16 protein-coding genes and 2 pseudogenes are annotated in these 20,216 nt (G+C 63.0%); 13 read left to right on the top strand and 5 right to left on the bottom strand.

Annotation, left to right across the window (positions count from 1 at the left end; genetic code table 11):
• Positions 1 to 64 precede the first annotated feature (64 nt).
• From VSR71_RS08760 to VSR71_RS08740, 5 genes and pseudogenes are all read right to left on the bottom strand, one after another.
• Positions 65 to 1,312, bottom strand: a complete 1,248-nt coding sequence (locus VSR71_RS08760) for a serine hydrolase domain-containing protein (protein ID WP_342913489.1) — start codon at positions 1,310 to 1,312, stop codon at positions 65 to 67.
• A gap of 276 nt (positions 1,313 to 1,588) precedes the next feature.
• A complete protein-coding gene (locus VSR71_RS08755; protein WP_342913488.1) occupies positions 1,589 to 2,566 on the bottom strand; it encodes a tripartite tricarboxylate transporter substrate binding protein in 978 nt (325 codons plus the stop codon).
• Between the two features lie 313 nt (positions 2,567 to 2,879).
• Positions 2,880 to 3,059: pseudogene (locus VSR71_RS08750) on the bottom strand (porin); the annotation flags it as partial.
• A 213-nt stretch (positions 3,060 to 3,272) separates the two neighbouring features.
• Positions 3,273 to 4,250 (bottom strand): NAD(P)-dependent oxidoreductase, encoded by a 978-nt coding sequence (locus VSR71_RS08745; protein WP_342913487.1) that lies wholly within the window; start codon positions 4,248 to 4,250, stop codon positions 3,273 to 3,275.
• A gap of 276 nt (positions 4,251 to 4,526) precedes the next feature.
• Positions 4,527 to 5,045, bottom strand: a complete 519-nt coding sequence (locus VSR71_RS08740; RefSeq protein ID WP_342913486.1) for a MarR family transcriptional regulator — start codon at positions 5,043 to 5,045, stop codon at positions 4,527 to 4,529.
• Between the two features lie 243 nt (positions 5,046 to 5,288).
• Between VSR71_RS08740 and VSR71_RS08735 the strand changes: the two genes are divergently transcribed.
• From VSR71_RS08735 to VSR71_RS08675, 13 genes and pseudogenes are all read left to right on the top strand, one after another.
• On the top strand, positions 5,289 to 7,310 hold the full coding sequence (locus VSR71_RS08735) for an NADPH-dependent 2,4-dienoyl-CoA reductase (protein ID WP_342913485.1): 2,022 nt from the start codon (positions 5,289 to 5,291) through the stop codon (positions 7,308 to 7,310).
• Positions 7,311 to 7,337: 27 nt separating this feature from the next.
• On the top strand, positions 7,338 to 8,981 hold the full coding sequence (locus VSR71_RS08730) for an AMP-binding protein (protein WP_342913484.1): 1,644 nt from the start codon (positions 7,338 to 7,340) through the stop codon (positions 8,979 to 8,981).
• Between the two features lie 27 nt (positions 8,982 to 9,008).
• On the top strand, positions 9,009 to 9,776 hold the full coding sequence (locus tag VSR71_RS08725; RefSeq protein WP_342913483.1) for a glucose 1-dehydrogenase: 768 nt from the start codon (positions 9,009 to 9,011) through the stop codon (positions 9,774 to 9,776).
• Positions 9,777 to 9,790: 14 nt separating this feature from the next.
• Positions 9,791 to 10,609: an enoyl-CoA hydratase-related protein gene (locus VSR71_RS08720; RefSeq protein WP_342913482.1), complete on the top strand. Its 819-nt coding sequence runs from the start codon at positions 9,791 to 9,793 to the stop codon at positions 10,607 to 10,609.
• Entirely contained in the window at positions 10,606 to 11,376 is a 771-nt protein-coding gene (locus VSR71_RS08715; RefSeq protein WP_342913481.1) for an enoyl-CoA hydratase/isomerase family protein, read from the top strand. The genes VSR71_RS08720 and VSR71_RS08715 overlap by 4 nt, the downstream gene beginning before the upstream one ends.
• 196 nt (positions 11,377 to 11,572) lie before the next feature.
• Positions 11,573 to 11,791, top strand: a pseudogene (locus tag VSR71_RS08710) (EamA family transporter); the annotation flags it as partial.
• A gap of 121 nt (positions 11,792 to 11,912) precedes the next feature.
• Positions 11,913 to 13,706, top strand: coding sequence for an acyl-CoA dehydrogenase (locus tag VSR71_RS08705; RefSeq protein ID WP_342913480.1), 1,794 nt, complete (start codon positions 11,913 to 11,915; stop codon positions 13,704 to 13,706).
• A gap of 464 nt (positions 13,707 to 14,170) precedes the next feature.
• Complete coding sequence (locus tag VSR71_RS08700; RefSeq protein ID WP_342913479.1) at positions 14,171 to 14,965, top strand: enoyl-CoA hydratase-related protein; 795 nt, start codon at positions 14,171 to 14,173, stop codon at positions 14,963 to 14,965.
• A 414-nt stretch (positions 14,966 to 15,379) separates the two neighbouring features.
• A complete protein-coding gene (locus VSR71_RS08695; RefSeq protein ID WP_342913478.1) occupies positions 15,380 to 16,579 on the top strand; it encodes an ABC transporter substrate-binding protein in 1,200 nt (399 codons plus the stop codon).
• A gap of 96 nt (positions 16,580 to 16,675) precedes the next feature.
• Positions 16,676 to 17,446, top strand: coding sequence for an ABC transporter ATP-binding protein (locus VSR71_RS08690; protein ID WP_342913477.1), 771 nt, complete (start codon positions 16,676 to 16,678; stop codon positions 17,444 to 17,446).
• 16 nt (positions 17,447 to 17,462) lie between these two features.
• On the top strand, positions 17,463 to 18,182 hold the full coding sequence (locus tag VSR71_RS08685; RefSeq protein WP_342913476.1) for an ABC transporter ATP-binding protein: 720 nt from the start codon (positions 17,463 to 17,465) through the stop codon (positions 18,180 to 18,182).
• Between the two features lie 14 nt (positions 18,183 to 18,196).
• The gene (locus tag VSR71_RS08680; protein ID WP_342913781.1) at positions 18,197 to 19,081 is read left to right on the top strand and encodes a branched-chain amino acid ABC transporter permease; all 885 of its coding nucleotides are present in this window, start codon (positions 18,197 to 18,199) and stop codon (positions 19,079 to 19,081) included.
• Entirely contained in the window at positions 19,081 to 20,124 is a 1,044-nt protein-coding gene (locus VSR71_RS08675; RefSeq protein WP_428979372.1) for a branched-chain amino acid ABC transporter permease, read from the top strand. Before VSR71_RS08680 ends, VSR71_RS08675 begins: the two co-directional genes overlap by 1 nt.
• The last annotated feature ends 92 nt before the right edge of the window (positions 20,125 to 20,216 follow it).

Below are 20,216 nucleotides of genomic sequence, written 5' to 3'. Positions count from 1 at the left end.
AAAATCTTGTGCCTGGCTCCGTGGGCGCGTGCCGCACTGCCAGTCGCCGCAATGCTCCCGGCGCTCAGTTTTCCAGCGCGCCATATACGATGTTGCGTAACAGGGACCGGTATCCGACGCGCGTCACCAGGTCGTTTTCCTGAAGCATCAGGATCGCGACCAGCTGCTCTTGCGGATCCGCCCAGAAATAGGTCCCGAGCGCGCCGCCCCAGTAGAAATCGCCGACGGAACCGGGCACCGGGCTCAAGCCCCGTGCGGTGCGTACGCCCACTGTCAGGCCATGGCCCTGGCCGAGATCGGGCAATGGCGCGTTGATGCCGAGCCCTGTTGTTGAACCGCCATAGCGCGTGGACCGGGGCAGGTGGTTGCCAAGCATCAGGTCGACGGTCTTTCGCGAGAGCAGGCGCACGCCATCGAGCTCACCGCCGTTGAGCAGCATCTGGCAGAAGCGCGTGTAGTCGCCGGCCGTGGACAGCAGGCCGGCGCCACCGGAATGCCAGCGGGGCGGGTTGTGCTCGTCGTAGTCGAACAGGGCCGTGGATTTGCCGGATGCGCCCGCTGGCAGCGCCAGGCCGGCGCTGTCCTGCCTGATCAAGTGGAAGCCGGTTGCATGCATGCGCAGCGGCCGCGTCACGCGCTCCGCGACAAAGCGAGCGAGGTCCATGCCCGAGGAAATTTCCACGATGCGGCCAAGCACGTCGGTGGACATGCCATATTCGAACACCTCGCCCGGCTGGCATTGCAGCGGGATGGCCGCCAGCTTTGCGACCATCTCGGCATTGGTCTGTCCGGGATCCATCAGGCCGCTTTCGCGATACTGGCGCTGCACCAGCGAATTGCCGAACTGCCCGTAAGTCAGGCCGGACGTGTGCCGGAACAGGTCGTGAACGGTCATGGCGCGGCGCGCAGGTTCGAGTGCAAGGCGGCGTTCGCCGGTATTCGCATCGACCGACTCGACGCCGACCTGGAGGCGCCCGAACTCGGGGATGTAGCGTTCGACCGGGTCATTCAGGGCCAGCCGGCCTTCTTCCATCAATGTCAGCGCCGCCACGCCGACGATGGGCCGCGTCATCGCGGCAATGCGGAACACCGAATGGCGCTGCATCGGACGCGACGGGGTATCCGCATGCTCGAAGCCGAAGGCCTCGAACCAGGCGATCCGGCCCTTGCGCGCAACCAGCACGACAGCGCCCGGGATCTTGCGCCGGTCGACATCGGCATGGAGCACCGATGAGATCGACTGCAGCCGCCGCGCGGACAGTCCCACCGCTTCGGGAGAATCAGCATGTTCGAGGGCACGGGTGAGAGGCAAAGCAGACTCCTGCAAGTTTCGGCGGATCGGGGTATCGGCGCGGTGCGCTGTGCCGTGAGGTAGGTGTGCCGATTCTAGGCAGACGGCAGGCTTGGCGATTGATGGTAGGGGTCTTTGCCGTGACCGCCGGGGACACTGCGCCATCGGGTGGCGACGGCAAGCGGGGAGGAGGGGGGAGCGGCCGGTAAAGGTTGAAGAATCGCGCCGATCGTCGCAATGGCCTGAAGCAAGCTCCGGCGGGAAGGCAACAGTCGACGCCGCCGGAGCCGCGGACCATCAGGGCTGGATGTTATAGGTCTTCACGATGGCGGCATTGCGATCGTATTCGGCGCGCAAGGCCTGGCCAAGCTGAGCAGGGGTTTGCGCTGGCACGGTCTCGAAGCCAAGCCCTAGAATCCGTTCCTGCACCTTGGGCGTCGAGGCAGCCTTGTAGACGGCAGCCTGGATTTTCTGAACCACGTCTGCCGGCACCTTGGACGATACGAACACGCCGGCCCAATTGTTGAAGTCAATGTCCGGATAGCCCAGCTCGGCAAACGTCGGGACCTGCGGCAGCAGCGGCGAACGCTGTTTCGCGGCCAGGGCATAGGCCTGCAGCTTGCCGGCCTTGATCATCGGCAGCGAGGTAACCATGCCGTCGTACATCACCGCGATCTGTCCGCCCATGACCTGCGTCAGCGCCGGCGGAGAGCCGGCAAACGGCACGTGCTGCAGATCCATGCCGGCTTTCTGGTTCATGATCAGGCCGGCATAGTGGGCGACCGTGCCCGCGCTGTAGGAGGCAAAGCTGAGCTGGCCCGAATGGGCCTTCGCATGGCTGACCAGGCCCGGCAGGTCCTTGGCCGGCAGGCTCGGCGACCCGACCAGCACAAGGGTCGACCTGGCCACCGCGGCCACGGGCTTCACATCCTTCATCGGATCGAAGGAGACCTTCATCACATGCGGGATCTCCGTGAGCACGTTGGTGGTCGACACCAGGATGGTCTGCCCGTCGGCGGGCGCTGCCAGCAACGTGTTGATCGCAATGCCGCCGCCGGCGCCCGGCTTGTTGTCGACCACCACGGGCTGGCCCAGTTCGGTGGTGAGCGCGTCGGACAGCACGCGTGCCAGCACATCCATGGTGCCGCCGGCAGGCGCAGGGATCAGTACCCGGACCGGCTTGTTGGTCCATGCCATGGCGACCGGCATGGACAGGGCCAGGACAGCGCAGACGGCGGCGCGGTGCACGCGGGTCAGGGCAGGGCGGATTGGCATAGTTGTCTCCCCGTTTATGGGTGTTGGCTGGAAATAAGTTGGGTGCCATTTGACGACGGAAGTCGTGCCAGAAGTATGCGCGGTCGAGGCAAAGCGCCTTAACAATCGGGGGCAAAAATTTGACATTTCGGGACAGGTAGGGAAAGCCTAATGCGTGCGCTGATCATTCAGGCAAGGCCTGAGGCCCGCACCCATGGTTGCAGGTGCGTGGCAGTCGGCTTTCCGTTTCCCGGTTTGCTGTTCGTCAGAACTTGTGGCGGATGCCCAGTGCCACGCCAAGCATATTGCTCTGGCCATTGGCCAGCGTATAGCTGCGGTAGACGTCGTTGGATGGGCCGCGGTTGAACTGGTTGGCGGCACTCGGAATGGCGCCGACGTGGTTGACATATTCCAGGATGATGTCGGCAACGCCGTACAGCGTGACGCTCGACTGCGCGAAGGCGCCGCCCGAACAGGCGAGCAATGCGGCCACGGCCATGCTCCTGAGCTTCATGGACAAATCTCCTCCTTATAGTTTTGTGGTCTGTGACGCGGGTGTTTCGTTGAAAGGGGTACCTGGGGTCTGCCGGAGTATCCGGGATGGGCAGTAGCAAGGCGTGACCATTCGGGACAACCTTGATGTCCTTCGGGACAGTGAGGGAAAACGAGGAAATGCGTCCGGAAATGCGCAGTTCCGCAGCGCTACGGCACTGCAGCAACACCTGGATCAGATATCGGGGATTTCACCGTTGGCGATCCTGCTGCGAAAAAGCCTGAAGGTGTCGCCTACTGCTTCGCGCAGCGGTGTGCGGGGCAGGGGACCAATCACGTCCTCCAGCGCGGTTGCGTCGTAGTCTTCCGGAAGCCCTAGCGGTGCCCCGGCGAACGTAATCGTTCCGCGCGCTTCGGGTATGACCGACTCGATCGTCTCGACGACTTCGCGCATGTCCACGACGCTGCCATGCATATTGAAGACGTCCGCACCGCGATAGCCGGAACGTGCGCACGCGATGAACATGCGCGCAAGGTCGTCGGCATAGTGAATCTGACTGCGGCCGCTGTAAGGAATATGGAAAGGGCGCCCCAGCGCTGCCGCCAGGACCGCCTGGGTCGGCGCCGCAGTGAGGCCATAGTCTCTTCCGGCGCCGAATACCGTTGCCGGGCGAAGGCCGATGCTGGAAACCCCTCTGTCCTGATAATACACGCGCGCCATGCCCTCTTCAGCTTGCTTGAACACACCGTAAAGAGTCGTCGGATGGGCGGAGGTATGATGCTGGATGGCTGCATTGCCCGGCGCGTCGCAGTTGTCGTACACCGCAATCGATGACGCATACACGATGCGAGGGATCCGCTCCACGCGCCGAGCAACTGCCTCGAACAGGTTCACGCCGTCCAGCACGTTGACGCGGGCTCCAAGCGGAGGATCGCTCTTGAACCTTGGATGAATCAGCGCGGCCAGGTGAATGACATGCGTGATGCGATGGCGCTCCAGCGTTGCCTCGAGCAAGCTCAGGTCCGTGATGTCGCCGCGAACCATCTCCACGCGCGACAGTTGCGTGTCGTCCATCAGCAGGCGCAGGCGCTGCACATCACTGCCTGCATCGAAGGCAATGACTGGCACGCCTTCCTGTACGAGCTTGCGCACCGTCCATGCGCCGATACATCCCAGTGCCCCAGTTACCAGAAATCGTTCAGAGTCCGCCATAGCTGCCAGTCACCGTTGGCGGGCACCGCCGCGTGCCCGGATTAACCTGTCAAAATTCTAGGCAGGCCATCCGCGTCGGGCTTGACGTGAGGGGGCGCTGTCGTGACAGTTGGTGACATCACGTGGCCGCTTTCTACAAGCGTAGAACAAAGTGATTCTGGGTCTCCCGCAATCCACGGCAGCTATGTGCGCAGGCTGGAAGAACGTCCGATGCTCGAGCAGCGGGTTGTTCTTGCCGTCGAGGTGCGTCGCTTCAAGTGTGCGAACGCACGTTTTCTACTTGGCCTGTGCAGCGTCGGTGTCCGCGTCGGCTTCGCCCCCGGCGCCTTCGAGGTGCACATCGGCCATGCCCCCATTGAGCTGGTTCAGAAAGTGCACCAGCGAAACCTTGTCGTCGAACCGGAAGCTCGCCAGGGCCTGGCGATAGAACTCATAGATCCGGGGCTGCAGGCTGGACCAGAACGCGCGTCCCTTTGGGGTCAGCACCACGTTCTTGGCGCGCCGGTCCACGGTGTCAGCCACCCGCACCACGTGTTCGTCGCGCTCCAGGCGCTTGAGCACGCCATCCAGGCTTTGCCGGCTGACCACCAGATATTCGGCCAGCTCCGAGAACGACATGCCTTGCGCGGCTTGCGGCCGCGTCAGCGCGCCCAGCACTGACCACTGCACCGTCGTGATGCCCAGGTACTTGATGGTCTGCCGGTCCAGCGTGTTGCCCGCCTGAAACAGCCGGAAGAACAGGCGGTTGTGGACGGACGAGACGGACTGGTCATAGGAGGGGGCGGAATCGGTCATGGCTCGGATTGCGGGTAGCGCGGCTGGGGCGGGCGCGATGGCGACATTCTACGGCTGGGGTGCCGCCCGCGCCGGAATACTGGATGCGCCGGATAAGTGATTCTTCAGCAATGTATGACATGTAGATTGCATGATTGTTCGTATTTGACGCGTTTCGCTCGCAAAAATATATCAAGTACTTGACGTATATTCACGGGGTGCCTAGTATGTGTTCACGCAACCACCAGAACAAACGAGGACCCCATGGAGACACTCGACAAGATCCTGACGCCGCTGAGGATCGGTAGCCACGTCATTCCCAACCGGATGGTGATGGGCGCGATGCATACGCGGCTGGAGACGCTTGACCGGCCGCGCGAGCGCCTTGCCGCCTTCTATGCGGCGCGCGCCGAGGGCGAGATCGGGCTGATCCTGAGCGGCGGCTTCTCGCCGAATCCGGAAGGGGTCATGGAGGCGGGCGGGCCGCTGTTCAACAGCGCCGATCAGCTCGACGAGCATCGCGCCGTGACCAGCGCCGTGCACGAGGCCGGCGGCAAGATCGTGCTGCAGATCCTGCATGCCGGCCGCTATGCCAAGGTGGCGGAGTGCGTCGCCCCGTCCTCCGGCAAGGCGCGCATCAACACTTTCTCGCCTCACGAGCTGACCACCGAAGAGGTCTGGAAGACGATCTCTGATTTTGCCCATACCGCGGCGCTGGCCATCGAAGCCGGCTATGACGGTATCGAGGTCATGGGGTCGGAGGGTTACCTGATCAATGAATTCACCGCCGCGCCGACCAACCGGCGTACCGATGAATTCGGTGGCAGTTTTGACGCGCGCATCCGCTTCCCGCTCGAGGTAGTAAGGGCGGTACGCGCGCGCATCGGTCGCGATCCAATGCTCGTCTACCGGATTTCCGCGATCGACCTGGTCGAAGGCGGCATGACTGGTGAAGAGGTGGCCGCCTTCGCCAGGCAGGTCGAAGCCGCCGGTGCGGACATGATCAATACTGGGGTGGGTTGGCACGAATCGGCAGTGCCGACGATCGCCGCCACCGTGCCGCGGGCGGCTTGGAGCGAGGCGGTAAAGAACGTCAAGCAGGCGGTACGCATTCCGGTCATGGCGTCGAATCGGATCAACGCACCCGACGCCGCGGAACAAGTGATCGCCACCGGCGTTGCCGATCTGGTGTCCATGGCGCGTCCAATGCTGGCAGACCCAGATTTCGCCCGCAAAGCTCGGCTAGGCCTTGCCGAAGAGATCAATACCTGTATCGCGTGCAACCAGGCCTGCCTGGACCGCATTTTCACGGAGCGCACGGCGACCTGCCTCGTCAACCCGCGCGCCGGCAGGGAAATCGAATTTCCGATTGGGTTTGTGTCCATGCCGAAGCGGATCGCGGTCGTGGGCGGCGGCCCGGCCGGGATGGCGTTCGCTATCAACGCCACGGAGCGCGGCCACCGTGTCACGCTGTTCGAAGCAGGTGCCCAACTCGGCGGCCAGCTCAACTTGGCCAAGATGGTGCCCGGCAAGGCCGAGTTCTACGAAATGCTGCGCTATTTCCGCGTCAGGCTGGACAAGCTGAAGGTCACGCTGCGAATTGGCGAGGCCGCCACGCCCGAGGCGCTTGCCACCGGCGAATTCGATGAAATCGTGCTGGCCACGGGCGTGTCGCCGCGGGTGCCGGACTTCGCCGGCGTGGATCACCCCAAGGCCGTGTCCTATATCGATGTGCTGAGCGGCAGGGTCACGCCCGGCCAGCGCGTGGCAATTATCGGCGCAGGTGGAATCGGCTTCGACGTTGCCGAATTCCTGCTCGGCGATGCCGAAGAGTCCCTCGATCCACAGGCCTTCTTCCGCGCTTGGGGCGTGGATCCGGTCAGCGCCACTCCGGGGGGGCTGACCGATGCCGCTGAAGCTGAAGCGCCGCGCCGCAGCGTATTCATGTTCCAGCGCAAGGACGAGCCCCTCGGCAAGCGCCTGGGCAAGTCCACCGGGTGGATTTTGAAGGCCAAGCTGCGCAAGGCCAATGTCGCCATGACGGCAGGCGCGACCTATGACGCGATCGACGACGAGGGCTTGCACTACACGGTCCAGGGCAAGCGCCATGTGCTTGCCGTCGACCACGTGGTCCTGTGCGCCGGCCAGAACTCAAACCGCACGCTGTACGACCAACTCGTGGCACGCGGTTTCAAGCCCCGCCTGATCGGCGGCGCTGATGTCGCCAGTGAGCTCGACGCGCTGCGCGCCATTGACCAGGCTACCCGACTCGCTGTCACCCTCTGAACCTGCCAGCCTCCCACAGGAGCACTCGTGCTGACCAAATACGACCAAGGCCTGGACAAGTGTCCGGCCAATTTCCAACCGCTGACGCCGCTGCATCTGCTGCAACGCGCGGCGGAGGTGTTCCCGGAGCGCCCCGCCGTGATCTATCGGGACCGGCGCTACACCTGGAGGCAGTACGCGGAGCGCTGCTACGCTCTGGCCAGGGCCCTGATCGCTGCCGGCATCGAGCGGGGCGATACGGTATCGGTCATTGCACCAAATGTACCGGAAATGCTCGAGGCGCACTTTGGCGTGCCGCTGTCCGGCGCCGTGCTGAACAGCATCAATATCCGCCTCGATGCACCGGCCATCGCCTTCATTCTCCAGCACTCCGAGACCCGCCTGCTGTTAGTTGACAGCCAGTTTGCCGGGGTCGCGCGCGAGGCCGTCAGCCAGTCTGGGCGCGACATCCAGGTGGTCGACATTATCGACCCCGCTTCCGGGTGCAACGAGCGTTTTGGCACGGTCGACTACGACACCTTTCTGACGACCGCGGCGCCGGATGTGGCGCTGCGCTATCCGGCCGACGAGTGGGATGCCATTGCCCTGAACTACACATCCGGAACCACCGGGAACCCCAAGGGGGTGGTCTACCACCATCGCGGCGCTTACCTGAACGCATTGGGCCAGTCCATCAATGCCGAGATGGTGGGCAGTAACCCCGTCTATCTGTGGACGCTGCCGCTGTTCCATTGCAACGGCTGGTGCTTTGCGTGGGCCATGGCGGCAATGGGCGGCACCAACATCTGCCTGCGCAAGGTGGTGGCTGACGACATCTATGAAGCCATCGGAGCGCACGGCGTGACGCACTTCGGCTGCGCGCCGACCGTGCTGGATTTCCTGGTGGACGGCACGCCGGCCAGCTGGGTCAAGCCCACACGGCCGATCCGGATCATGTGTGCGGGCGCATCGCCGCCGACGGCGGTGTTGCGCAAGGTGTCAGCCCTCGGTTTTTCCTTGCTGCATGTGTATGGCATGACCGAGATGCACGGCGTCAACACGCTGTGCCAGCTGCAGCCGGAGTGGCGCGAAGAAGGCGAGGATGGCTTCTTCTCCCATCTGTCTCGCCAAGGCGTACGCAGCGTGGTGATGGAGGACATGGTAGTGGTCGACTCGTCTTTCGCACCGGTTCCCCGTGACGGCCTGACCATGGGGGAAGTGATGTTCCGCGGCAACCTGGCGATGAAAGGGTACCTGAAGAATCCGGAGGCGACGGCGGAAGCGTTCGCCGGTGGCTGGTACCACAGCGGCGACCTGGCCGTGGTGCATGGCGATGGATACATCGAGATCAAGGACCGCGCCAAGGACATCATCATCTCCGGCGGCGAGAACATTTCCTCGCTCGAAGTTGAAGAGGTGCTGTACACGCACCCGGCAATCCAGAGTGCGGCCGTGGTGGCGGTGCCCGATGCTAAATGGGGTGAAGTCCCGTGTGCGCTGCTAGAGCTGAAGCCGCAATTTGCGGGAACGCTGAGCGCGGAAGAGGTAATCGGATATTGCCGCGAGCGGCTGCCCGGCTTCAAGACGCCGCGCCACATCGTATTTGAAACGCTGCCGCGCACGGCGACTGGCAAGCTTCAGAAATTTGTCCTCCGCAAGCTGGCTGCCGCAGCGGTATCCAGCCGGACTTAGTCACGAATTTATTCAGGAGATAACAGTATGCGAGGTCTTAACGACAAGGTGGTGGTTATCACCGGCGCCGCCGGCGGGATTGGCAAGGCGCTATGCCAGCGGTTCTGCGAGGAAGGTGCGCGCGTGGTCGCCGTTGATGTCAACGCCGACGCGCTGGAGCAGCTTAGTTCGTCGCTCACGCAAGCCGGTTCCAGCGTCACGGCGGTCAAGGTCGATATTACCGACCACGGCGCGGTGAAGAAGGCAATCGACACTGTTGCGGAAGAGCTGGGTGGCATTGATGCGCTAGTCAACAACGCAGGCTGGGATATGGCGGCGCAGTTTCTCGAAACGACGCCGGAGTTCTGGAGCAAGGTGATCGCCATCAACCTGGTCGGGCCGCTGAACCTGCATCACGCCGTGCTGCCATGGATGGTGAAGGCCAAGCAGGGCAAGATCGTCAATATCTCGTCGGATGCCGGACGGGTAGGCTCGTCGGGGGAATCGGTCTACTCGGCGTGCAAGGGCGGCGTCATTGCCTTTAGCAAGACCATTGCGCGTGAATGCGCGCGCAATAATATCAATGTCAACGTGGTGTGCCCCGGCCCCACCGACACGGCGCTGTTGCAGTCGTTCCTCGGAGAGGGCGAATACGGCCAGAAGATCTACGAAGGCCTGAAGCGTGCCATCCCGCTCAAACGGCTCGGCCAACCGGCTGACATTCCGGGCATCGTCAGCTTCCTCGCGAGCGACGACGCGAACTTCATCACCGGCCAGGTCATCAGCGTGTCCGGTGGCCTGACTATGCACGGCTGAGGCAAGCACTCACCATGAGCCAATATACCGATATCCTCTATGAAGTGCGTGCCGGCGTGGCGCGCATCACGATCAACCGCCCGGAGAAGTACAACGCGTTCCGTGGCAAGACCTGCGACGAGCTGATTGACGCCCTGAACGCCGCGTCGTGGGACAAATCCGTTGGCGTGGTCGTGCTGACGGGCGCCGGCGACAAGGCATTCTGCACCGGCGGCGACCAGTCGGCGCATGATGGCGGCTACGATGGGCGGGGCGTGATCGGCCTGCCGGTCGAGGAGTTGCAGGGCATGATCCGCGAATGTCCCAAGCCGGTGATCGCGCGCGTCAACGGTTTCGCCATTGGCGGCGGCAATGTGCTGGTCACATGCTGCGACTTGGCAATTGCGTCGGAGACCGCGCAGCTTGGCCAGGTGGGGCCGAAGGTAGGCTCGGTAGACCCTGGGTTTGGCACGGCGCTGCTGGCGCGTGTCGTGGGTGAGAAGCGGGCGCGCGAAATCTGGTTCATGTGCCGGCGCTACACTGCGGCGGAGGCACTGAACATGGGTCTGGTGAATGCCGTCGTGCCGCCCGACCTGCTCGACGCGGAAGTCGGCAAATGGTGCGAGGAAATCCTGGCCATGAGTCCCACGGCCCTGGCCATCGCCAAGCGCTCGTTCAACGCCGATACCGATTCGATCCGCGGCATCGGCGGACTAGGCATGCAGGCACTTGCTCTGTACTACGGGACTGACGAATCGCAGGAGGGCGTACGTGCGTTCCTCGAAAAGCGCAAGCCACGCTTTCGGGAAGTCTATGAAGGCAAGCGCAAGCAGCCTGAAGGAGATCAGGCATGACCATCCAACTATGCTATGACGGTGAGTTGGCCGTGTTGACCATCGACCGTCCAGCTGCGCTCAACGCCCTGAACGTCGACATGCTAAAGGCGTTGACCGGCCACGTCGATGACATTGAACGGTCTGGCGTGCGCGGCCTGGTCGTGGTCGGCGCTGGCGATCGCGCCTTCTGCGCCGGTGCGGACATCGCGGAGCTGCAGGACCGGTCGCCGCAACAGCATCTGGAAGGTTCGTTGTCCGGGCAGGCGGTGTTTTCCAGGCTTGCCGCGCTGAGCATGCCCAGCGTTGCGGTCATTCGGGGCGCGGCCTTGGGTGGCGGCTTGGAACTGGCCATGGCATGCAGCTACCGCGTGGCACTGGCTGGCGCGAAGCTTGGGCTTCCAGAGATCAAGCTGGGCCTGATCCCGGGCTATGGCGGTACGCAGCGCCTGCCCAGGCTGGTTGGCACGGCCCGTGCGCTTGACCTGATTACGACCGGGCGCGTGGTGGGTGCGGACGAGGCGCTCGAGATTGGCCTGATCGACCGGCTGCTCGAGCAAGGCGACCCAGTCGCTGTCGGCAAGGCTTACCTTGCCGAAGTTTCGGCAGGCCGGCCAATGGCGCTGCACTTCGCCCGCGAGGCGGTGCTGACTGCGGCACGGCTGGACCTGGATGCCGGCCTGCGCGCGGAAGCGGAACTTTTTACGCGCGCCACCTGCACCGCCGATGCGCGGGAAGGCATCGACGCCTTCCTAGCCAAACGCGCGCCGCAGTTCACAGGCCAATAACGTATCACCTGAAGGTGCGTAGCGCAGGATGGCCCCGACACCGCGCTCTCCTTCATTCTTCCCGGGCTTCGATCATGACATTGCGCCTGGCCGCTTAGTGGAAAACCGGGAAGGAACACTATGTTCGCTCTGGAGCAGTATCGCTGGAGGCCCGACTGCCAAAAATGCGCTTGCGCATTCGGTGAATAGCGTCTGCTCCTGGTCGGTCTTCGGACTGACCTTGGGCGGTAGTTCTCTCCTCTACCTCATGATCCAGCGAGCGGCGGCCACGTCAGTGACCAGTCTGTTCTATCTGGTGCCCCCGACGACAGCTCTGCTCGCGTGGCTCCTCTTCTCCGAGCCACTGTCCACCTCTGTGGTCGCGGGCCTAACGCTGAGCGCAATTGGCGTGTCGCTCGCCGTCAGACGTAGTTAAGGGATTGGCGCTTGAACCGGTCAGCATCTGGGCAATGGAGACGCCGTGAAACTCCCGCCGCCGAAGGTAATCCAGACGCGCGCTTCCGATTCGCCTTTTCTCTATCTAACCCGAGATATCCATGACATACGCTGCACCGCTCGACGACATGATGTTCAATCTACGGCATTTGGTCCAGCTCGACGACGAACTGACCGCCCTCGACGGCTTTGAGGATGCCGGCATGGCAACGGCAGCAGCCGTACTGGCGGAGTGCGACCGCTTCAACTCGGAGGCGATCGCACCCCTCAACCAGTTGGGGGACCGCGAGCCGGCCGTCCTTACAGATGGCAAGGTGATGACAACACCAGGCTTCAAAGAGGCGTTCCGGCGCTATGCCGAAGGCGGATGGCTTGGCGTCCAGCATCCCGCGCAGTACGGTGGCCAGGGATTGCCCCGCGTGATTGCCGCCGCGTGTTCCGAAATCGTCAATGCGGCCAACCTCAGCTTTGCGCTTTGCGACCTGCTCAGCAACAGCGCCATTGCGGCGCTGGTATCGGTGGGATCCGAGGCGATGCGCGATACGTACTTGCCAAAGCTGATCTCCGGCCAATGGACCGGTACCATGAATCTGACCGAACCGCAGGCTGGCAGCGACCTGGGGCTGGTGCGCACGCGTGCGGAGCGCCAGCCGGATGGTACCTACAAGCTCTTCGGTACCAAGATCTTCATCACGTATGGCGAGCATGACCTGACGGAAAATATCGTGCACTTGATCCTGGCGCGGGTCGCGGGTGCGCCAGCCGGCGTGAAAGGCATCAGCATGTTCCTGGTGCCCAAGGTGCTGGTGAACGCGGACGGTTCGCTGGGCGCGCGCAACGATGTGCATGCCGTCAGCCTCGAACACAAGCTGGGCATCAAGGCAAGTCCGACCGCCGTCATGCAATATGGCGAGAACGGCGGGGCTACCGGATACCTGATTGGTGAAGAAAACCGGGGACTGGAATACATGTTCCAGATGATGAACTCTGCCCGTTTCGCGGTTGGCGTTCAGGGCGTCGCCGTAGCGGATCGTGCCTATCAGTTGGCTGTCGCGTATGCACGCGAGCGCGTACAGGGTCGTAGTGTGGGTGCGGCGGCAGCCGGTAGCGTGCCGATCATTGCGCATCCGGACGTGCGACGCATGTTGATGGAGATGCGCAGCAAGATTGAAGGCTGTCGCGCCATGATTCTTGCCGGCGCTGCGGCGGCCGACCTTGCCGATCGGCACCCCGACGCCGAAGTGCGGCAGTCCGAGCACGACTTCTACGAGTTCCTCTTGCCCCTGATCAAGGGCTATTGCACGGAAATGAGCCTGCTCGTGACCTCGCTGGGGATCCAGGTGCATGGCGGTATGGGATTCATCGAGGAGACCGGGGCTGCCCAGTATTACCGCGACGCACGGATCCTGCCGATTTACGAGGGCACGACCGCAATCCAGGCCAACGACTTGGTCGGACGGAAGACCCTGCGTGACGGCGGCGCCGTCGCGCGCGATGTGGCCGCCCGGATCGAACGCACCGAGGCGCAGCTTGCGCAATCCGGTAGTCCGGCTGCGAGCGCGGTACGCCACGCGCTGGGGCATGCCCGTCGGGCGTTTCTCGCGGTTGTGGATTACGTTGTGAGCCATGGCGGCGCCTCTCCCGAGGCTGTCTATGCGGGGAGTGTGCCCTACCTGATGCTGGCGGGCGAACTGGTTGCGGGATGGCAGTTGGGGCGGGCCCTGCTCGCCGCCGAGCAGGCGGCCGTCGCGGGCGAATCGGCGCAGTTCATGGCGGCGAAAGCGACCATAGCCCAGTTCTTTGCCGAGCATGTCCTCGTTCAGGCACCTGTCTACCGGGATCGCGTCCTTGCCGGCGCCGGAAGTGTCCTTGCAATGTCCGCCGACCAGTTTTGAAGGCGTCTGGCAATCAGAGCGAGCTTGGGAACTAGAACACTCAGTTCCCGCAGACGTGCGATGTCGATTTCGCGGATGCGCCTAGAACTTAGAGCGTCGCGTCAAGCGAGCGCCGGAGCTGTTCATCGTTCCACTCCAGCCCCGCTGCCATCGACAGCAGGCTGCGGAAACTGCCATCGACAAGTTGATCCCGAGCCAGTTTGGCCATGGTGCTCAGTGGGTTGTTCCGAAGGCCGGGAAATTATCCTCGTGCTCCCGATAAGTGACAACATCATGTCGATAAGAGCCGACTTGTATCGAATTTTATGCATGAAAAGCCCATCATTATTCTGTAAATACGTAATGATCTGGACATAAATGCTCGGGCCTCCTACGATGCCCTTGTTCCAGCCGAGCGCCTGTCGAGCGACGACCTGAGCGACGCGAGCGGCAAATCGACGAAGCACTCCCACAGGTACCCCATCATGACCTTCACCAACATCGAGTTGACCCTGAAAGAGGGCGTGGCGACGCTCACGCTGAACCGGCCGGACAAGCTGAACAGTCTCAATGAAGCCACCATGGTCGAGCTTGGCCAGGCGCTGGCGCTCGTGGAAGGAAATCCTGAAGTGCGCGTCCTGGTTTTGACCGGAGCTGGCCGGGCCTTCTGTGCTGGCCAGGATCTCGCCGATCCCGCCATGCAGGTGGTAGATGGCAAGCTGCCGGATATCGGGGCGCTGGTGGAGCGACATTTCAAGCCGACGGTGATGCGCCTGCAGAATCTCCAGGTCCCCACCATTGCCGCCGTCAATGGGCTTGCGGCCGGCGGCGGCGCATCGCTGGCGCTGGCCTGCGACCTCGTCGTGGCGGCGAAGTCGGCTTATTTCCTGCAGGCGTTTTCGCGGATCGGACTCACGCCGGATACTGGCAGTACCTGGTTTCTGGTGCACAAAGTGGGTATGTCGCGCGCCATCGGTCTCACTTACCTGGCCGACAAGCTGCCCGCGGAGAAAGCTGCCGATTGGGGCCTGATCTGGCAAGTGTTTGACGACGTTGAGTTCGGGGTGCAGGTGGATCGCCTTGCCACTCAGGTGGCCGCTATGCCCACCAAGGCACTGGTGCGCACGCGCCAGCTACTGCACGCTGCCCGTGGCCACACCCTGGAACAACAGCTCTCGATGGAAGCCACCTTCATTCGTGAAATGGGCTGGGGCGAGGACTACCAGGAAGGCGTAAGCGCTTTTACCGAGAAGCGCCCCGCCAAGTTCACCGGCCGCTGAGCCGGTTCATTCAGTGACGCGTTTTTCCTGGCCGTCCGGATGGCATCCGCACGGCCGGGAGGCATTCGCCCACACGGCGCGGGCGCCGAACAGTCTTTCTCCGCTACTCTCTTCGTCAAGATTGCCGTGCGTCATCCCAGCATTGAGTTGGTTCAGGAAGTGAACCAGTGACACCGGCGCTTTGTCGTCGAGTCCTGAGCTCTTGTTGCGACCTCCGGGAACATCAGGACTGTAGTTGCCGAGGACATGTGTGTAGGCACGAATGTCCTCGTCACGTCAGCGAAGACACAGAAATCGCCGATTTCTGCCGGTTTTCCGGCGCTCCAGGGCTGGCATTGTTGTTGCAGAGAAAGTAGAAGGCTGTCCTCTCCGCAGCGGCAGCCCACGACGATAACGTACGACTGGAGACATTCAATGAAGACTACGGTGCTGCGCACATGTACGCTGGCTTGCCTGGCAACGCTCTGCCATCCGGCGCTGGCGGAGGAGCCTTTCCGGATCGGCGCCCTCGTAGATATGACGGGCGTGTACTCAGGCATTGGCGGTCCGGGCGGTGTCGCCGCGGTCAAGATGGCGGTCCAGGATTTCGGCGGCAAGGTCCTCGGCAGGACTATCGAAGTCCTGAGCGCGGACTACCAGAACAAGGTCGATGTGTCCGCGACCCGGGCGCGGGAGTGGTATGACCGTAACAATGTCGAGATGATCATCGAATCCACCGACTCGGCGTCGGCGCTGGCGCTGCAGAAACTCGGCGCCAGCAAGAAGAAGATCACCATCTTCGCCGGTTCCGCCACTACCGAACTCACGGGCAAGCAGTGCTCGCCTTATGGCGTGCACTACGTCTACAACACCTATGCGCTGGCCAATGGCACGGCGCGGGCTATCGTCGAGGAAGGGAAGAAGGATTGGTTCTTCGTGACCGCTGACTATGCCTTCGGCCATTCCCTGGAAGCGAATGCCGTCGCGGTGGTCGAACAATCCGGCGGCAAGGTGAGCGGGAAAGTCCGGCATCCGCTCGCGGCATCGGATTTTGCGTCGTTTCTGCTACAGGCGCAGTCGTCCAAGTCCCAGGTCATCGCGCTGGCGAATGCCGGCCGCGATACCCAGAACGCGGTGCGCCAAGCAGCGGAATTTGGCCTGGGAACGGGAAAGCAAGTGGTTGCGCCCCTGCTGATCTTCGATAGCGACCTGAAGGGGATGGGCCTGAAGGCGTCGCAGGGACTTCAGTTCACCACAGCCTTCTACTGGGATTACAACGACGAGACCCGGGCCTTCGGCAAGAAGTACTTTGCCCAGACCAAGGCGATGCCGACCATGGTCCAGGCCGGCATGTACTCCGCCGTCATCCACTACCTCAAGGCCGTGCAGGCCGTAGGCAGCGCCGATCCCGACAAGGTCATGGCGAAGATGCGCGAGACCCCGGTCAACGACTTCTTTGCCAAGGGCGGCCGTATCCAGGCCAACGGGCAGATGGTCCATGACATGTACCTCGCCGAAGCCAAGGGACCGGCGGAGTCGAAGGGCGAGTGGGACCTGATGAAGATCCGGAAAGTGATCCCTAAGGACAAGGCGTTCGAACCGCTGGCACAGAGCGCCTGCCCGCTGAAGGGCTGAGGCCAAGTCCCATCCAGAACCCGCTGAAAGGAGCCCCGGTGGCCAAGGCCACCGGAGGCTCTTGCTTTGTCCTTCACCCGAGCGCTTCCAATTCCCATGTCAGATCTCATCCTGCAGACAACGCAGCTATCGAAGGCCTTCAGGGGCTTTTCGGCGGTGAGCGACGTCAACCTGCAAGTCCGTCGCGGCTCGATCCATGCATTGATCGGCCCCAACGGCGCAGGCAAGACCACTTGCTTCAACCTGCTTACCAAATTCCTGGAGCCGACCACCGGCACCATCGTATTCAACGGCATCGACATCACCCGCGAAAAGCCCGCGCAGATCGCGCGCCGCGGCGTGATCCGTTCGTTCCAGATCTCGGCGGTGTTCCCGCACCTGACGGTGATGGAGAACGTGCGCATCGGGCTGCAGCGACAGCTCGGCACCGCTTACCAGTTTTGGCGCAGCGAGCGCTCGCTCGATGTGCTCAACGACCGCGCCATGGAACTGCTCGAGCAGGTGGGGCTGACCGAGTTCGCGCAGACGCTGACGGTGAACCTGCCGTACGGGCGCAAGCGTGCGCTGGAGATCGCCACCACGCTGGCGATGGAGCCTGAACTGATGCTGCTCGACGAGCCCACGCAGGGCATGGGCCACGAAGACGTGGACCGCGTCACACAGCTGATCAAGAAGGTCTCCGCCGGCCGCACCATCCTGATGGTCGAGCACAACATGAGCGTGGTCTCGTCGATCGCCGACAAGATCACCGTGCTGCAGCGGGGCGCGATCCTGGCCGAGGGGCCCTACGCCGAGGTGTCGAAGGACCCGCGCGTGATGGAGGCCTACATGGGCACGGCCGAAGCCGAGCTGCAGGGCGCGCACTGAAGCGGGGGACGATACGATGAGCACGAACAACACTCCCGCCCTCGAAATCAAGGGCCTGCAGGCCTGGTACGGCGAATCGCACATCCTGCACGGCGTTGACCTCACGGTGAACCGCGGCGAAGTGGTGACGCTGCTGGGCCGCAACGGCGCCGGGCGCACCACCACGCTGCGCGCGATCATGGGCCTGACCGGCGCGCGCAAGGGCTCGATCAAGGTCAACGGCAACGAGACCATCGGCCTGCCGACGCACAAGATCGCGCACTACGGCATCGGCTACTGCCCCGAAGAGCGCGCGATCTTCTCCAGCCTGTCATGCGAGGAAAACCTGCTGCTGCCGCCGCAGCTCAAGGGAACGGATTCCGGCATGAGCGAGGCCGAGATCTACGACATGTTCCCCAACCTGAAGGAGCGCCGCCAGAGCCAGGGCACGCGCCTGTCGGGCGGCGAGCAGCAGATGCTGGCGGTGGCGCGCATCCTGCGCACCGGCGCCAACCTGCTGCTGCTCGACGAAATCTCGGAAGGGCTGGCGCCGGTGATCGTGCAGGCGCTGGCGCGCATGATCCGGATGCTCAAGCAGAAGGGGTACACGGTGGTGATGGTGGAGCAGAACTTCCGCTTCGCCGCGCCGCTGGCCGACCGCTTCTACGTGATGGAGCACGGCAGCATCGTCGAACGCTTCGATGCCGGCGAACTGCAGGCAAAGATGCCGGTGCTGCATGAACTTCTTGGAGTGTGAGGCTGACGATGTCCATTGAAATCTTGGGAATACCTTTGCCGGCGTTGCTCTCGCAGCTTTTGCTCGGCCTGGTCAACGGCGCGTTCTACGCCATGCTCAGCCTCGGCCTGGCCATCATCTTCGGACTGCTGAACGTCATCAACTTCGCCCACGGTGCCTTGTTCATGCTGGGCGCGGTGCTGGCGTGGATGGGAACGACCTACCTGGGATTGTCCTACTGGGCGATGCTGCTGCTGGCCCCCCTTGCCGTTGGCATCCTGGGCGTGGTGCTGGAGCGTCTGCTGCTGCGGCGTATCTATAAGCTGGACCATATCTACGGCTTGCTGCTGACGCTCGGCGTGACGCTGGTGGTGGAAGGCGTGTTGCGCTCGGCCTATGGGGTTTCCGGTCTGCCGTACTCGACTCCGGATGCGCTCTCGGGCGGGACAAACCTGGGCTTCATGATTTTGCCCAATTACCGGGCGTGGGTCGTCGGTGCATCCCTGTCCGTGTGCCTGGGCTCCTGGTTCCTGATCGAGAAGACCAGGCTCGGCTCCGTGCTCCGCGCGGGAACCGAGAACCCGAAAATCGTGGAGGCGTTCGGCGTCAACGTGCCGTTGCTGATTACGGCCATCTATGGCTTTGGGGTGGCGCTGGCCGGCCTCGCCGGCGTGCTCGCCGCGCCAGTCACGCAGGTGTCCCCGCTGATGGGGCAAAACCTGATCATCCTGGTGTTTGCCGTGGTGGTGATTGGCGGCATGGGTTCGATCCTCGGCGCCGTGCTGACGGGGCTCGGCTTGGGTGTCGTCGAGGGCTTAACCAGGGTGTTCTACCCGGAAGCTTCCTCAACTGTGGTGTTTCTCGTGATGGTCATCGTCTTGCTGTTTAGGCCTGCAGGACTGTTTGGTAAGGAAAAATGATGAGCGGATACTTCTCTACCTCCCGTTTCGCAGTGCCGGCAGGGTCCGCAACGGCCGCCACAACGCGCACGTCCAGGTATCTTGGCGTGGTGCTGCTGGCAATGCTGGTGTTGGCGCCACAGGCGGGCGTCTACCCGGTGTTCGTGATGAAGATCCTTTGCTTCGCACTGTTCGCCGCGGCTTTCAACCTGCTGCTTGGCTTCACCGGCCTGTTGTCGTTCGGGCATGCCGCGTTCTTTGGCGGTGCCGGCTATGTCACCGGGTATGCAATGAAGACCCTGGGCGTTACCGCTGAGGTCGGTCTGCTGGCCGGCGTGGCGACGGCTTCGGTGGTGGGCCTGCTGATGGGCATGCTTGCCATTCGCAGGCAGGGCATCTATTTCTCGATGATCACGCTGGCATTAGCCCAGATGTTCTTCTTCGTCTGCCTGCAGGCGCCGGCTACCGGCGGAGAAGACGGCATGCAAGGGATCCCGCGAGGCAGCCTTTTCGGCGCGCTGCCGCTGTCCTCCGACATGACGTTCTATTACGTCGTCGTCGCAATCTTCGTGGCGGCCTTCGCATTGATCGTCCGCGTCGTCCATTCGCCGTTCGGGCAACTGCTCAAGGCGATCAAGGAGAATGAGGCGCGCGCGGTGTCGCTGGGCTTCGATGCCAACCGCTTTAAGCTGCTGGCTTTTGTGCTGTCGGCAGCGCTGGCTGGTCTGGCGGGCTCGATGAAGGCGCTGGTCCTCGGCTTTGAGACGCTAACCGATGTCCACTGGACCATGTCGGGCACGGTGATTCTGATGACGCTGGTCGGAGGCATGGGAACGCTCACCGGACCGGTGCTCGGCGCATTGGTCATTGTTGTGCTCGAGAACAAGCTTGGCGATATCGGCGCCGGGCTCGCCAGCCTGACGGGGGTGGAGTGGTTCGCGACCCTGGGTGAGTCCGTGACGCTGGTGACCGGCGTAATCTTCATCCTGTGTGTGCTCACGTTCCGACGTGGCGTCATGGGGGAAGTGCAAGCGCGGATGAAACGCGGGCCGGGCCAGGCCTAACTCTTCGGTAGAGCGCGCCTGGACCAGGTGCCGATAGCGATACAAGAAAATGGCGCTGCCAGTAGTCTGAGCAGCGCCATTCTAGTTGGCGG

This window comes from Cupriavidus oxalaticus (assembly GCF_038900635.1).
In the GTDB taxonomy this organism is placed as follows: domain Bacteria; phylum Pseudomonadota; class Gammaproteobacteria; order Burkholderiales; family Burkholderiaceae; genus Cupriavidus; species Cupriavidus oxalaticus_B.
This window is presented reverse-complemented; position numbering and strand designations above follow the sequence as displayed.

Coding starts and splice junctions, on each gene's coding strand:
- VSR71_RS08675 (WP_428979372.1), top strand. CDS start 19,081: ATGAGCGGATACTTCTCTACCTCCCGTTTCGCAGTGCCGGCAGGGTCC.
- VSR71_RS08740 (WP_342913486.1), bottom strand. CDS start 5,045: ATGACCGATTCCGCCCCCTCCTATGACCAGTCCGTCTCGTCCGTCCAC.
- VSR71_RS08745 (WP_342913487.1), bottom strand. CDS start 4,250: ATGGCGGACTCTGAACGATTTCTGGTAACTGGGGCACTGGGATGTATC.
- VSR71_RS08735 (WP_342913485.1), top strand. CDS start 5,289: ATGGAGACACTCGACAAGATCCTGACGCCGCTGAGGATCGGTAGCCAC.
- VSR71_RS08705 (WP_342913480.1), top strand. CDS start 11,913: ATGACATACGCTGCACCGCTCGACGACATGATGTTCAATCTACGGCAT.
- VSR71_RS08715 (WP_342913481.1), top strand. CDS start 10,606: ATGACCATCCAACTATGCTATGACGGTGAGTTGGCCGTGTTGACCATC.
- VSR71_RS08695 (WP_342913478.1), top strand. CDS start 15,380: ATGAAGACTACGGTGCTGCGCACATGTACGCTGGCTTGCCTGGCAACG.
- VSR71_RS08700 (WP_342913479.1), top strand. CDS start 14,171: ATGACCTTCACCAACATCGAGTTGACCCTGAAAGAGGGCGTGGCGACG.
- VSR71_RS08690 (WP_342913477.1), top strand. CDS start 16,676: ATGTCAGATCTCATCCTGCAGACAACGCAGCTATCGAAGGCCTTCAGG.
- VSR71_RS08685 (WP_342913476.1), top strand. CDS start 17,463: ATGAGCACGAACAACACTCCCGCCCTCGAAATCAAGGGCCTGCAGGCC.
- VSR71_RS08755 (WP_342913488.1), bottom strand. CDS start 2,566: ATGCCAATCCGCCCTGCCCTGACCCGCGTGCACCGCGCCGCCGTCTGC.
- VSR71_RS08720 (WP_342913482.1), top strand. CDS start 9,791: ATGAGCCAATATACCGATATCCTCTATGAAGTGCGTGCCGGCGTGGCG.
- VSR71_RS08725 (WP_342913483.1), top strand. CDS start 9,009: ATGCGAGGTCTTAACGACAAGGTGGTGGTTATCACCGGCGCCGCCGGC.